14 protein-coding genes and 1 tRNA gene are annotated in these 12,793 nt (G+C 58.0%); 5 read left to right on the top strand and 10 right to left on the bottom strand.

Translation table 11 applies throughout. The features are described 5' to 3' along the window. Positions 1-6: 6 nt before the first annotated feature. From metG to AX760_RS04535, 5 genes are all read right to left on the bottom strand, one after another. Positions 7-1,557, bottom strand: a complete 1,551-nt coding sequence (metG, locus tag AX760_RS04555; protein ID WP_071831801.1) for a methionine--tRNA ligase — start codon at positions 1,555-1,557, stop codon at positions 7-9. 99 nt (positions 1,558-1,656) lie between these two features. Further along, positions 1,657-2,694, bottom strand: coding sequence for a DNA polymerase III subunit delta' (locus AX760_RS04550; RefSeq protein ID WP_071831800.1), 1,038 nt, complete (start codon positions 2,692-2,694; stop codon positions 1,657-1,659). Then, entirely contained in the window at positions 2,691-3,413 is a 723-nt protein-coding gene (gene tmk / locus AX760_RS04545; RefSeq protein ID WP_071831799.1) for a dTMP kinase, read from the bottom strand. Before tmk ends, AX760_RS04550 begins: the two co-directional genes overlap by 4 nt. A gap of 81 nt (positions 3,414-3,494) precedes the next feature. Continuing rightward, entirely contained in the window at positions 3,495-4,649 is a 1,155-nt protein-coding gene (locus tag AX760_RS04540) for a D-alanyl-D-alanine carboxypeptidase family protein (protein ID WP_071831798.1), read from the bottom strand. A 73-nt stretch (positions 4,650-4,722) separates the two neighbouring features. Further along, complete coding sequence (locus AX760_RS04535; RefSeq protein ID WP_071831861.1) at positions 4,723-5,769, bottom strand: septal ring lytic transglycosylase RlpA family protein; 1,047 nt, start codon at positions 5,767-5,769, stop codon at positions 4,723-4,725. 301 nt (positions 5,770-6,070) lie between these two features. Between AX760_RS04535 and AX760_RS04530 the strand changes: the two genes are divergently transcribed. Together AX760_RS04530 and AX760_RS04525 are read left to right on the top strand one after the other, a co-directional pair. After that, positions 6,071-6,160 (top strand) — tRNA-Ser (locus AX760_RS04530). A gap of 134 nt (positions 6,161-6,294) precedes the next feature. Continuing rightward, entirely contained in the window at positions 6,295-6,540 is a 246-nt protein-coding gene (locus tag AX760_RS04525) for a hypothetical protein (RefSeq protein WP_071831797.1), read from the top strand. Positions 6,541-6,547: 7 nt separating this feature from the next. On the opposite strand, the gene AX760_RS04520 is transcribed toward AX760_RS04525, so the two are convergent. After that, positions 6,548-7,297, bottom strand: coding sequence for a thermonuclease family protein (locus AX760_RS04520; RefSeq protein WP_071831796.1), 750 nt, complete (start codon positions 7,295-7,297; stop codon positions 6,548-6,550). 271 nt (positions 7,298-7,568) lie between these two features. Between AX760_RS04520 and AX760_RS04515 the strand changes: the two genes are divergently transcribed. Next, complete coding sequence (locus tag AX760_RS04515; protein ID WP_071831795.1) at positions 7,569-7,811, top strand: DUF982 domain-containing protein; 243 nt, start codon at positions 7,569-7,571, stop codon at positions 7,809-7,811. 370 nt (positions 7,812-8,181) lie between these two features. Here the strand turns inward: AX760_RS04515 and AX760_RS04510 are convergent, their stop codons facing one another. Both AX760_RS04510 and AX760_RS04505 read right to left on the bottom strand, forming a co-directional pair. Beyond that, positions 8,182-8,529 (bottom strand): hypothetical protein, encoded by a 348-nt coding sequence (locus tag AX760_RS04510; protein ID WP_071831794.1) that lies wholly within the window; start codon positions 8,527-8,529, stop codon positions 8,182-8,184. After that, positions 8,526-8,873, bottom strand: a complete 348-nt coding sequence (locus AX760_RS04505; protein ID WP_071831793.1) for a hypothetical protein — start codon at positions 8,871-8,873, stop codon at positions 8,526-8,528. The genes AX760_RS04510 and AX760_RS04505 overlap by 4 nt, the downstream gene beginning before the upstream one ends. 325 nt (positions 8,874-9,198) lie before the next feature. Between AX760_RS04505 and AX760_RS04500 the strand changes: the two genes are divergently transcribed. Both AX760_RS04500 and AX760_RS04495 read left to right on the top strand, forming a co-directional pair. Further along, on the top strand, positions 9,199-10,191 hold the full coding sequence (locus AX760_RS04500) for a DUF2806 domain-containing protein (protein ID WP_071831792.1): 993 nt from the start codon (positions 9,199-9,201) through the stop codon (positions 10,189-10,191). A gap of 52 nt (positions 10,192-10,243) precedes the next feature. Then, the gene (locus tag AX760_RS04495) at positions 10,244-10,984 is read left to right on the top strand and encodes an HNH endonuclease (RefSeq protein ID WP_071831791.1); all 741 of its coding nucleotides are present in this window, start codon (positions 10,244-10,246) and stop codon (positions 10,982-10,984) included. 485 nt (positions 10,985-11,469) lie between these two features. On the opposite strand, the gene AX760_RS04485 is transcribed toward AX760_RS04495, so the two are convergent. Together AX760_RS04485 and AX760_RS27055 are read right to left on the bottom strand one after the other, a co-directional pair. Then, positions 11,470-11,904: a regulatory protein GemA gene (locus tag AX760_RS04485; RefSeq protein ID WP_175552014.1), complete on the bottom strand. Its 435-nt coding sequence runs from the start codon at positions 11,902-11,904 to the stop codon at positions 11,470-11,472. Position 11,905: 1 nt separating this feature from the next. Continuing rightward, on the bottom strand, positions 11,906-12,700 hold the full coding sequence (locus tag AX760_RS27055; RefSeq protein ID WP_071831789.1) for a hypothetical protein: 795 nt from the start codon (positions 12,698-12,700) through the stop codon (positions 11,906-11,908). Positions 12,701-12,793 lie beyond the last annotated feature (93 nt).

Genomic DNA, 12,793 nt, shown 5'->3' with positions numbered 1-12,793 from the left:
CTGCCTTCACGCTTCCGGTGCAACATAGCGCGGGAAGACCGGTTTCGGTGCTTCGAGCGGCGTGCCCGCTTCAAGCCTGCCGGCCTCGCCAAAATGCGCAAAATCGCGTTTTGTCTCCGGCATGGCGACCAGATCGAGCAGCTTTCCTGCCGATTCCGGCACGAAGGGCTGCAACAGGATGGCAATGCGGCGCACCACTTCGGCCGTGACGTAGAGCACGGTGCCCATGCGGACGGGGTCGGTCTTTTTCAGGGCCCAGGGCGCCTGGCCGGCAAAATAGCGGTCTGCCTCCGAAACCACGGCGATGATCGCGGTCAGCGCCTTGTGGATCATCAGTGCGTTCATGTCCTCGCGCGTCGCGGCCAGAAGTGCATCGGCGGCGGCCAGCATCGCCGTGTCTTCGGCGGTCAACTCGCCACATTCCGGGATCTTGCCATCGCAATTCTTGACGATCATCGACAGCGAGCGGCTGGCGAGATTGCCGATGCCATTGGCCAGATCGGAATTGATGCGGGTCGCGATCGCTTCTTCGCTGTAGCTCCCGTCCTGGCCGAAGGAGACCTCGCGCAGGAAGAAATAGCGGATCGGATCGAGACCAAAATGCCCGACGAGGTCAAAGGGATCGACGACATTGCCGAGCGACTTCGACATCTTCTCACCCTTGTTGAGCAGGAAGCCATGGGCAAAGACGCGCTTGGGCAGCGGCAGTCCGGCCGACATCAGGAAGGCAGGCCAGTAGACCGCGTGGAAACGGATAATGTCCTTGCCGATCATGTGGATATCGGCCGGCCAGAATTTTGCACGCGGCCCCTTTGGATCGGTGAGGTAACCGGTTGCCGTGATGTAATTGGTCAGCGCGTCGACCCAGACATACATGACATGCGCCGGGTCGTTCGGGACCTTGATGCCCCAGTCGAATGTGGTGCGCGACATGGACAGGTCGCGCAGTCCGGATTTGACGAAGGAAATCACCTCATTGCGGCGCTCGGCCGGTCCGATGAAATCGGGATTGTCCTCGTAGTGCTTGAGCAGCCTGTCCTCATAGGCGGAGAGCTTGAAGAAGTAGCTTGCTTCCTCGACCCATTCTACCGGCGTGCCCTGCGGCCCGTAGCGCACACCATCGGCGCGCAGCTCCGTTTCGCTTTCCTGATAATAGGCTTCGTCGCGCACCGAGTACCAGCCGGCATAGCTGTCCTTGTAGAGATCTCCGGCCTCGCTCATGCGGTTCCAGATGGTCTGGACGGCTTCGTGATGGCGCGGCTCGGTGGTGCGGATGAAATCATCGTTCGACGCGTTGAGCAGCACGGCCATCTTCTGGAATTCGCTGGAATTGCGGTCGGCCAGTTCCTGCGGCGTGATGCCTTCCTTGCGTGCGGTCTGCTGCATCTTCTGGCCATGCTCGTCGGTGCCCGTCAGAAACAGGACCTCGCGCCCGTCCAGCCGCTGATAGCGGGCCATGGCATCCGTCGCGATCAGCTCATAGGCATGGCCGATATGCGGCCGGCCGTTCGGATAGGAAATCGCGGTGGTGATGTAGAAGGGGGACGTGTCTGTCATGATCGGCTTTGGCCTTGCGTTCACAATCTCTTGGCTGCGCAGCTATTAGCGCAACTGGCAAGCAAGGGAAACAGCAAGTTCGTCAAGAAATATCGAAGCTCAGGCCGCCTGCGCGCTGCGCAGGTCATCCAGGAGCGACAGGATGGTCTGCTTGCGGTCGAGATTGTAGGCGCCGGCCAGCGTCAGTTTCTCGGTGACCGCCGACGACAGGCGTGCAAACCGATCGGCGCGGGCAAGGTCTCCGGACAAGGCCGCCTGCCGCGCCTGTCCCATGACGTGTTTGCTGGCGAGTTCCGAGAAGAAATCGAAGATCGTCTCGCTGTCCTTGCCGGACAAGGTGTCGGCCAGCTTGTGCATGTCCTTGCGGATAACAGGCCCCTGCCCGGCCAGCACCGCATCGAAGGCGGCGATGATATCGAGCCCGCCATAATTGACGAGCTTCAGCGCCTCCGACACGCTGCCATTGGCGGCAGCAAAGACCTTCTCGGCACTCGCCCCGGCGATCTCGAAGCCGAGACTGGCCATCGCCTGCCGCATCGGACCCGGCCCAAGCGGGCGCAGGGCAAGTGGCAGGCAGCGCGAGCGGATGGTTGGCAACAGTTTTCCCGGCGCATGGGTCAGCACCAGGAACAGTGATCGCTTCGGCGGCTCCTCGAGGATCTTCAGGATCGCATTGGCGGCGTTGCGGTTCAGGTCGTCGGCGGTGTCGATGATCACGATCCGCCAGTTGCCGGTTCCGGATGTCTGCGAGAAGAATTTCCCGGCGCGACGCACTTCGTCGACGGTAATCGCGCTCTTCACGCGGCCGGTCTTTTCATCCGTCGGGCGCGTCAGATGCAGGAGATTGTGCGAGGCGCCCGAGGCGATCTGCCGGCTGACAATGGCATTTGCCTCCGGGTCCAGAAGCATCTCCGGTGCCGTTGCCGGGTCGGGGTGGCTGAGCACATGGTTGGCGAAACGGAAGGCCAGCGTTGCCTTGCCGATGCCTTCCGGTCCCTCGATCAGGATTGCATGATGTCCCTTCCCGGATCGATAGTTCTGCGCCAGAAAATGCTCGGCTTCCGCATGGCCGAACAGGCGCATGTTTTCTGCTGGCGGTACGGCACCGTCGAGAACCCCGTGTTTTTCTGCACTCATTGCGCTGCTTCCGAACCGCGGCCGTTTCCGTCATCACCGTTGCCGTTGCCGCCATGCCGCGAGAGTGCCGCCTCGACAATTGAGAACACCGAAGCCGCGATCGTCTCCTGCTTCTGCGTCGCGTCGATCACATGGCAGCGCTCGGGATCGGCGGCTGCGATGTCGAGAAAGGCCTCGCGCCGCTTTTCATGCGTGTCCAGTTCTTCCTTCTCGAAACGGTCGAGTTCGACTTCTTCTCCGGTTTCACCCGGCGGGACCGCCGCACGTTGCCGCACGCGCTCGAGGCCAACGGCCGCCGGCAGGTCGAAGAGGATCGTGCAGTCCGGCATGACGCCGTTGACTGCCACACGCTCCAACGCTTCGATGAAGTTCGGCTCCAGATTGCCGGTGATGCCCTGGTAGACGCGTGACGAATCCATGAACCTGTCGCAGAGCACGACGGCGCCCTCGGTCAGCGCCGGGCGGATCACCTCTTCGACGTGATCACTGCGGGCGGCAGCAAACAGGATTGCCTCCATGCGGATGCCGAAGGCCTGGGCAGCGCCGGACAGAAGCACGTGACGCGTTGCCTCGGCTCCGGGCGATCCGCCCGGTTCGCGGGTCATCAGCACCTTTCGTCCGCGCTGTCGCAGCGCAGCGGCCAGCAGGCGAATCTGGGTGGATTTCCCTGCCCCCTCGCCGCCTTCGAATGTCACGAACAAACCGCTTCCGACAGCCACTTACAATTTCCGTTCCTGTTGCGATCCGTCAACTCTTTATCCGATTGCGCCTTGCGGCGAAACCTTTGACCGGGCTTTTCCCTAGAGCCAGAAAAACAGCAGTTCCTGCAGCGCATCCAGGGAGCGGCTGGTGAGCGAGCCGGGCTTGACGGCGGCCGCCGTCTCGACGGGGATTTCGCGCAGCAATCGCTCGCCGTTCCAGATCTTCAGGGACCCGACCCTCTGCCCGGAGGCGACTGGCACCCGCAGAGGCCATTGATAGACGACATGGGCGCGGAGGCGCTCTGGATTGTTAACCGGCACCAGCACCTCCACCGGCCCGCTGGTAACCAGCGGCACGCTGGCTTCTGCGCCGCCATAGACGCTCGCTTCGCCGATGATGTCGCCCTTTGCAAACACCGTCTTTTTCTGGAAGGCATTCATCGCCCAGTCGAGGATCTTTCGCGCTTCCTCTGTCCGTTCCTTGTCGCTGGCAAGGCCACCCATGGCGAGGAACACGCGCTTGCCGTCCTTGTGAAGCGAGGTGACGCTCGAAAAACCATAACCTTCGGCAAAACCGGTCCCCAGCCCGTCGACGCCGATATTGGCGGCAATCAGCGGATTGCGATTGCGCTGCCGGATTTTGTTCCACTCGAAATCAGCCTGTGAATAAAGCGGATAGAAATTCGGGTAGCTGCTCTGGATATGGCGGGCAAGTGTCACAAGTTCACGCATCGTCACCGTGTTGCCGGGATCGGGCAGGCCGGTCGGGTTGCTGAAGGAAGAGACGGTCAGTCCAAGGCCCCTCGCCCGCTTCATCATGCGCTCTGCAAACGCGCTTTCGCTGCCGGCCATGCCTTCGGCAAGAATGATGCAGGCATCATTGGCGAGATGCACGACGACCCCCTGGATGAGGTCGCCGACGCGGACGCTCGATTTCAGCGCCGCAAACATCGTTGAGGTGCCCGATGGAGCGCCACCCGTGCGCCAGGCATGTTCGGAAACGGTATAGCTCGTATCAAGGGTCACGTCCGCGCGTGTCAGCGCATCGAACACCACTTCCATGGTCATCAGCTTGGTCAGCGACGCTGGTGGAACAGGCGTATTTTCATCCTTGGAAAACAGCACCGTTCCAGTTTCGGAATCGATGAGGTAGGCCTGCTTCGCCTTGGTCTCGAAAGCGGGCGCCTGCGCGCCGGCGAGCGATGACATCAGGCACAGAAACACTGTCAGCAGGTAATGAGGCCGAGCGCGCATGAAGAACTCCGGTTCTTCCAACGGGATAGCAGGCGTCCGTCGAAGGTTCAACACACGCCGTCTGGTGCAAGACCTATCGCGCGTCGGCCTGCCGCCTGGCGTAGGCCAGGATCGACGCCTCGTTCAGCGGATTGGTTTCGACGAGGATGGCATCGAAGGCTGTTTCCGATACGCTGACGCGGGCTTCGACATAGGCGGCCGCATAGGCCACATTGGCATTGCGCATCGGAATGAATTCCGGGCGATCCGCAGGAACAGGTCCAAGATCCGGCAGCATGACGAAGGCGTCGAGGCCCGGCGTTGCCATCACTGCATTCGGCTCTTCGGCGAGCGCCGTCAGCGGCACGCCGCTGTCGAGATTGGACTTCGCCGGGATGGTCAAAGTCCCGAAATTTCCGTCCATGGACTGGACCTGCTTGCGCAGCGGCTCGTTGGACGCGACCATGACGCCGGTGGCGATCTGTCCCTCGGGGAATGTCGAGGGGCCGCGATCGCCCTTCTTGACGTATGAGGCCATCAGATAGGGCATGTCATTGCCCTCCATCGGCGCGCGGCCAACATACTGGACGCGGACATTGGCGCTGCCTTTGCGCTTCATGTCGAGAAAATCAGCCGTTTTGGAGGACACGTCGATGATCCGGCCATATTCATAGGGGCCGCGATCGTTGACGCGGACAATGACCGACGTGCCGTTTTCGAGATTGGTGACGCGGGCATAGCTCGGCAGCGGAAAGGTCGGGTGGGCGGCCGACAGGTGGTACTTGTCATAGACCTCACCATTGGCTGTCAGGCGACCGTGAAAGGCAGCACCATACCAGGACGACATGCCGGTCTTGTTGTAGCCGAAATCCTCCTTCGGCGTGTACCACTTGCCCTTGACCTTGTAGGGTTTGCCAACCTGGTAGCGCCCGCCGCCCTTGGGAATGTTCTTGCCCTCGGCAACGCGCGGGCTCGCCTTCACGCCATAGACGGATTCAGCGAAATACTCCTTGCTCCGCTTCGGCTTTTCGGCCTTGACGGTTGGGGTCGACTGACAGGCGGTTAATGCTCCGCACAGCAGCGGGATCGCCGCAAATCGCAATCCCATCGAAAGGATGGCCGCACTCTTTTTCGATGTCATGTGTCCCACGTCGTTTTCGTCGATACCCATCCCGGTGAAAGCTGCTCTTGCCCCGCAGCATCGCACCGGTGTCACGTTCCGTAACAGCCCATTAATCATGACAACAACATGGCCGAATTGCGAATGGGTATACTGTGCCGGAATGGGAATTTCGGTTTATGGTTTACGGATGGTTAATGCTTGACGGGCTGACATGCGCTGCGCCGTTTCATCGGACCTGCACGCGCAGGCGAAAATCATGCTTTGTGCTGCAGGCTTACCCTTGCAAAACAGGGGCAGTTCGCGCAATAAGACGCTCGCTGGAAGAGTGTCCGAGTGGTTTAAGGAACCGGTCTTGAAAACCGGCGTGCGGGAGACCGTACCGTGGGTTCGAATCCCACCTCTTCCGCCAGTTCTCATTTTGGTATTGATATCGCTCGATTTCACCTGGCATTCGTCAGCGGTTGTCGGTGGTGAAATATCTTTTCGCCGGGATGCCTCCCGGATGCTTTTAAAAAGCAGTAACGTTCCCAGTGCGGAGAAACCATGGCTTTCGACCCTATCAAGGCGTTCACCCACTACAACGAAGCAGAATGCTCCGTGCAGTTCTGGGTGGCCGATGCACCGGCTTCGGTTTTTGCCTCGCTGGAAGAAGCGGTTGCCTTTGCCCGCGACAATGGTGCTGGCTGGAAGGATGTCGAGATCACCGTGCATATGCCGCGCGAGGACATCGTCTACGCGACCGGCAAGGTCAGGACGCTGATCGAGGCGCTGCGCAAACAGCCGCGATAAGCGGCCTTCAGCTCTGGCGACACCAGGGCCAACGTTTGCCGTCACGTTTCTGGACGATACCTTCCGCCGCCATCTGTTCGCCGAGCGATTGTCCGTTGCGGATCACGCGCCGCGCAGTCCCGCGGTCTGTGTCTCCGCTTCCCTGTGGTGATGCGGCCAACGTGAAGTCCCCAGCGCTGAGAAGAATGCGCAGGCGTTCCTTCGCATCATGGGCAAGCAAACGCTCCGAATCGCAGCGTGCCTGCCGTGCCTTCGGAGCCTCGATATCGGCGACCCGTATCTTCTCGCCCTTGAACACGAACGTATCGCCATCGATCACGCAATTGTCGGCACGCGACGGACTGCAATAGAAGAACTTGCCGGCCGGGCTGGCCATGGTCGATGGTCCGACATGCTGCACCGTGGCGTCCTCGACCCGATCCGCCGGCACGGGCACTTCTGCAATGCCAATCTTTGGAATGCCAATCTTTGGAATGACAGTCTCCGGGGCCACACGGGAGGGCTTAGAAAGCGTTGTCGGCTGCTTGGAGACGGATGCGGTCCTCGCCTGTACATCAGGCTTGCGCGCCGGCTCCTGGCTGGCGATTTGGCTTTTTTTTCCGCTGTCCGTCCATGCCTCGATCCGTTGGCGGTTGTCATAGATTGTAATACCGCCGACGACGACCACTGCAGCCAGATACCATGGCCACATGCGGCCCTGTGACGGTGCCTTGCGGGGGCGTCGCGCCCGCCGTTTTGGTTTCGATGTTCTTGTCATGTTGCCCGTTCCGATTCGCGGTGCATTATCCGCGTCGTGGGTTTAACGAAACGTTGCTGGCCGAAATGCATCCCGGAATATGCCGGCAGGGCGAACAAGCAGCCCGCGTCCGTGCAGATATCGCCAACCCTTTACAGACGACGCGAACCGCGCCAGACTGCAACCTGCATGGTTGTTGTCGCCTGCCGCTGTTGGAGGAATGGCGGTTTTGCGGGAACCTTGGTGGCCGTTGCGCCGTTACTGACCGCCGGAAACAACTGGGAGGAAATCGATGCGCCAGATGAAATGGAATGAGCCGATCGAAATTGGCTTCGTGCAGGGCAACACATTTACCGTTAGCGGCCCGTCAGACGCATTGAATTGCCTGGCGAATCTTTGGCCCGAGCTCCGCGGTCCACATTATGTCGCGGCGCGCAGCATCTGCCGGGCGGCGATCGATGGTCGCAAATCTGCGGAAGAAGCCCGTGCCGTCTTCATATCCGCAACGCGCGAGGCGCGATTGAAGGCGCATTGACGGCTGCCCCTTCTCGCTTCGGTACCCTGCCCGCAGAACAAAACACCTGCTGACACAGTCGCCCATAATCCAGGCCGAGCGCGGACCGATTCGACTTTGTCGTTTTGTCGGGACATGATTTAAGATCAGTGCAAAGCCCGGAAGCCGATATCGGTTCTCATCGGAAACGCGTCACTGCGAAAACGGTCGCGTTTTTCTGCAGGGCAGACGACCCAATTGCGTCCGATGCAGCTTGGTTTTCGCGCATTCGAAACTGTAACTGTTATAAATAATCCGGAATACCGGGCTCTATGCTGGATTAAATGCAGGATTATCCGGGATATTTCAGGATCATCCGAGCCGTTTCAGGATGATTTGAGAGCGCGAAAATTCAACGTGCAAGACCTGCGCGCCTCACATCCTGCATGAAGCGGAAAATGCCAGATCGCGATGGCGCACGGTCGCCAAATTTAACAACCGTGGCAGATCGGATTTGATCCGTGGACATTTTCTCTGCGCACTCAACGATAAAATCGGCAAGATCAGGCTCAAGGGCGATCTTGCTACGGGAAATCGTCCGATAGGTGGACAGGCTTTTTCGTTGATGGCTCGCTTCCGCTGCTTTTTTCAATGCCAGATATTCGGATGCAGGAACCGTTACAAGGTCATCGGCGAAGGCGAGCTTCCCGCAGGTCGAACATAGTTCAATGACGGCGCGGTGTTGCGCCGCGCTGCTCATGCGGCTTCCAGTCGCGCCAGTGCCGCTTTGACGCGCAACGACTGCCAATAGCGGCCAATGGCACTGATCGAAGGCGTCATATTAGCGCCAAATGCGATCTCACACTCTTCATGAGCTTGCGATAGGGATTGACTGTTGACGCGGTCAGCAAAAAAGCTTGCGATAGCAGGGTGTCGCTCGATGAATCCCCTCGCCCGACGCTCTAGCTTAAGACGGCCCAGGCCCGCCTTTTCAAGCTTATCCTGCGCTTTCAACAGTTCGACATATTGAGATAGGGGAATGATGGCGAATTTGATGCCAGCAATCGTTTTCAAGGCAGGCTCGACAGAGGACTTTTTTGCCAATGTGGTATGTTCCGCGTTGATGACATCCCACCACTATAACGCAAATTTTTGTGAAACGAAAGCAGAACGAACCTGCTGTCCATATCCCAGCATACGACAGCTTGCCGATTGCCTACGGAGGGCGCTGGGGCCTCGGCAATTGGCACACCAATCCTTCCCGGCAGGAAACGGCAACAAATCGCTTTGAGTACGGCGCGGGAGCCTCAGCGACAAATCCCTGACATGATAAATCACGGTGAAAGTTTCGGCAAGGTGATCGATCTACTGGCTGACAATTCAGGGAACCGCTAACATCTTTCCTTGATGATTTTGAAGGGGAGAATCAATGCCGGACGAGAACGCGGTTGAAAAAACTAGCTCGACAGGAGCCATCGACCTTTTCGGTATTGCCGGTTTCTCTGAGTATTTGGCAAACCCAATTATTCGAGGTGTGGGGAAGGCTTTAGAACCCCTTTGGGACAGGGTACACAATGCTGCGAAAAGGGCGGATTTCTCCGCTTGGGATGAGGCGCTGAAGTTGCGAGGGTATCATCCCGAGACTGTCCAACTGACACTTGGCCAGAGAGCAGATGTCCAAATTTTGGCAAAGTCCATTCAACGACAAGATAATAGCGAGGCTATCGCGGCAGCGGCCATAGATTATGCCAGGCACGAATTTGACCCCGGCGATACACTGGAAATCCCAATTCTGGATACATCGTGGATCGACAAATTTTGGTCGCTTGCGCAAGACGTCTCGGACGCCGAAACCCAAATCTTTTGGGGAAACGTCCTAGCAAGGGCCTCATTTGGACAGGGGCAACTTAGTCCAAGAGCATTAACCCTGCTTACGACGCTGGTAGGTGACGAAGCGCGAGCGATAGAGCGACTCGCGCCGATGGTCATCAGATTGGAAAACTTTCAAGGGCATTGGGACGTCGGCTTGATGACGAGCTTGCGAGTACCCTATCCACTTGAAGCAGGATCGAAGCTCGCGGCATTTAAAACCAAGCCCCGCGAATTGATCGGCGGTTTCGAGCACGATCTTTTTTCCTCAATTGGCCTGTATCTGGAGGAAGGTTACGCGCACGACTTCATCCAAGCGCCTTTTCCCGACCGGGATAATCTGATCGAATTCTCGATTGGTGCGACAAGATTTTCTATCAATGGAAGCTTTCGTACCGATGAGTTTGGAAATTTGCCACTCGGCAGTGGCACGGGAATTTCTCCGCTGGGCAACGAGATTTTCGGTCTGGTCAAAGCAGAAGCAGACCCGGCTTACGTCGAGATGCTGACGGAATGGTGCAATTTGCAGGGTTGCGAATTGAAGAAGCTCTGAACGGTCTTCAATGACGCTGAAATTGTTACGACCAATTTATTGAAGGCAGGCTATGACGACAGTTTTGCTAGAGGATGTTGGAGAAACAGTGCGTCTGGCCATGACGCCGGAGCTTGCACGTGACATTGAGGATTGGCATATCCGGAAATGCCAGACTCATCCCGACACAACATGGCGTCGGCTCATCACATCCAACGGTGCCACACAAATCCGCCGCCAGTGTTGCACCTGCGGCTATCTGTTGGGAGGGCCGCGCAAGAAAGTACCAGAGGACGATGGCCTCCCGCTTGTCGTAGACGGCGCATATGACATGTACGAAACAGCGCGAGAGCGCGAGTTGAATGACATTCGACAGGTGCATGCAAGGAAACAATTCGAACGCGATAACTCATGGTTTCGTGATTACGACGACTACCTCAAAAGTGAAGCTTGGAAGGCAAAGAGGCGGCTGATTTTCGCAAGGTCGGGCGGCAAGTGCGAAGGTTGCGGCATCGCCAGCGCTACACAGGTCCATCATCTGACTTATGCTCACGCGAAACAGGAGTTCCTGTTTGAACTGGTTGCCGTATGCGATGCCTGTCACGACCGCCTTCATGGCGATAGGCAGGCAAATGCCAACGGCGAAGCGGAAGTCGATACCAGTTGGGGCGAACATCCGTGCAATGGCTGTCGATTTACGTCCGACTCGGACGGACAGCCGTGGTGCTTCATTGCCGATGAACCAGTGAAGATCGCTTTGGCGATTGGCGGGAATTGCGGTCCCGACCGAAGCCTGTTTGAACATTTAAAGTGAAGTCGCGTCGGACTGATCTCGCGAAGAGCAGTCATAGAAAAGCTCGCCAGCCTGCAAGAGCCGCGCTTTCGCGGTCGCATTGACGAGACGGATGGTGAGACTTAAAATTCCGCTCGCGTCGAGCTCGTTTAGCGAGGTCGTATAGAAGTTTTGAACAAGCCATGTTTCCTTAGACAAGTCATTTGCCGCGCTGGCCGCCTCAGCGTAGTCCGCCCATAAGGTGTCCAAAAGTGCAAACTGCGCTTTGCTCGCAGGCGCCCGTGGAATGCAGCCGCGAGGCTTTCTAGCCTGTTTGCAGTCTTTGATTGCGACGGTGCTAATGTCAGCTGGTTGTCGCGTCTGTACCATGGCCCAGGGAGCTCCAACAATTGTAATTTATGCGTTCGCCAAAACGGGCCGTAGACGCGGTTCGTGTAGCGTTTGGCGACGGCGATGGCGCGGAGTGTGAATAAGCGCGCCCACGGCCTTCAAAACCACTTCAATTTTCATTTCACTTGCCGGGCAACCATCGCTTTTAGCGCTGAAATCGCCTTAGCCGCTTTTCTGTCATTGACAAACCGGAGCGCCGACACCTTGTGAAATCGGTTCAACCATTTGTTCAACTCCATGTCGCCGGCATCGTCTTTGCCGGAAAACTGTCGCCAGAGCCTGCGGATAAGATCGACTTGGGCCGGTGTCGCCATGGCAGGGCGAGCGCCGAACGTTCGCTTTGTCCAGTTCGACCGGAATCCGAGCGCTGTCATGTATTTCATGACATTTTGGAAACCGAAGGCCTCAAGATCGCTGGCACTCTCACATCCACCATACCGGGCGAGGATCGCCCGGTCGTCTTCCTCGGTTAGGCCAAGTTCCCGCTTGGCAACGTGCAGGAGTGCAATTTGCTTGTTTGAGATCGGAATGATAGTTTTCGGACGCGCCATGTCAGTTGCCTCTCGTTCCCGCAAACCCACTTTTTCGTAAAAGGCGGATGGCATGAATGAGGGAAATCGTCCGGCGTGTGTCGCCAATCCGGGTTTCGAGTGTAAGCAGTTCGTCAGTGAGCGCCGCATCAGACATGGATTGCAGATCGTCGGCCGTGGGCGCTTGGAGCGCCTTTTCAAGGCGTTCCGTCAGTTCTAGCAGACGATCCGTTTCTTGTTTCGGCCAAGCAACCTTTGCACCGCGAGAGTAGGACATACGCTCAAGCAGAGCCGAGATTTGCCATGTGAGACGGCCTTCCTCGGCAAGGCGGTCCAACCCGGACATATCCTCCACCGGTATGCAAGGTATGAGCGAAAGGAAGTCCTGCGTGGCCTGATCGCGGATGCGGCGCTTCTGCCGATCATCCAGAACCTCGGCAATCAGGTAGGCTTCCTGCATGAAGCGAAATGAGACTTTCAGCGCCTCTGCCGAGCGAGCGAGAACGGCATCGGGATCAGCACGGTTATGGGCCAGGCGCTGACTGGCGACCTTTACCGCTGTGATTTCATCCCAAACCAGTTCGATTGCTTCACGCAAATCCTGCTCAAAGGTCTCAAAGCTGCGAAACAGGTGCGTATGCCCGTCGATCCGCTCACAGTCGCGCTCAACAGGCTCTTTGAAGCCGCCAATATACGGGCCATTGTGTCCGAGCCGGTTCGGCAAAGGACGGAGATTGAGGATATCCTGCGGGTCGCCGCGTGAATCGTTGTCACGAAAAATGGTGCGACCGTGGGCGTCGTTGTGGGGATGCGTCATGCTCAAACTTCCTTTGGACATTGCTCCGCAATACGCCACACAGATGCGCGGAGAGGGTTGATTTACAGGCTTTGGCAGTTGGCCGAAGGGCGA

This window comes from Pararhizobium antarcticum (assembly GCF_001885585.1).
GTDB lineage: Bacteria > Pseudomonadota > Alphaproteobacteria > Rhizobiales > Rhizobiaceae > Pararhizobium > Pararhizobium antarcticum.
Note: the sequence above shows the minus strand (reverse complement) of the source record. Positions and strands in the feature narration are given on the sequence as shown.

What these genes read in the sequence shown, in the direction of transcription:
- AX760_RS04515 (WP_071831795.1), top strand. Translation starts at nt 7,569, where the DNA reads ATGCGCCAGATGAAATGGAATGAGCCGATCGAAATTGGCTTCGTGCAG.
- AX760_RS04500 (WP_071831792.1), top strand. Translation starts at nt 9,199, where the DNA reads ATGCCGGACGAGAACGCGGTTGAAAAAACTAGCTCGACAGGAGCCATC.
- AX760_RS04485 (WP_175552014.1), bottom strand. Translation starts at nt 11,904, where the DNA reads ATGGCGCGTCCGAAAACTATCATTCCGATCTCAAACAAGCAAATTGCA.
- AX760_RS04550 (WP_071831800.1), bottom strand. Translation starts at nt 2,694, where the DNA reads ATGAGTGCAGAAAAACACGGGGTTCTCGACGGTGCCGTACCGCCAGCA.
- AX760_RS27055 (WP_071831789.1), bottom strand. Translation starts at nt 12,700, where the DNA reads ATGACGCATCCCCACAACGACGCCCACGGTCGCACCATTTTTCGTGAC.
- AX760_RS04495 (WP_071831791.1), top strand. Translation starts at nt 10,244, where the DNA reads ATGACGACAGTTTTGCTAGAGGATGTTGGAGAAACAGTGCGTCTGGCC.
- AX760_RS04525 (WP_071831797.1), top strand. Translation starts at nt 6,295, where the DNA reads ATGGCTTTCGACCCTATCAAGGCGTTCACCCACTACAACGAAGCAGAA.
- AX760_RS04535 (WP_071831861.1), bottom strand. Translation starts at nt 5,769, where the DNA reads ATGACATCGAAAAAGAGTGCGGCCATCCTTTCGATGGGATTGCGATTT.
- AX760_RS04540 (WP_071831798.1), bottom strand. Translation starts at nt 4,649, where the DNA reads ATGCGCGCTCGGCCTCATTACCTGCTGACAGTGTTTCTGTGCCTGATG.
- AX760_RS04520 (WP_071831796.1), bottom strand. Translation starts at nt 7,297, where the DNA reads ATGACAAGAACATCGAAACCAAAACGGCGGGCGCGACGCCCCCGCAAG.
- metG (WP_071831801.1), bottom strand. Translation starts at nt 1,557, where the DNA reads ATGACAGACACGTCCCCCTTCTACATCACCACCGCGATTTCCTATCCG.
- AX760_RS04510 (WP_071831794.1), bottom strand. Translation starts at nt 8,529, where the DNA reads ATGAGCAGCGCGGCGCAACACCGCGCCGTCATTGAACTATGTTCGACC.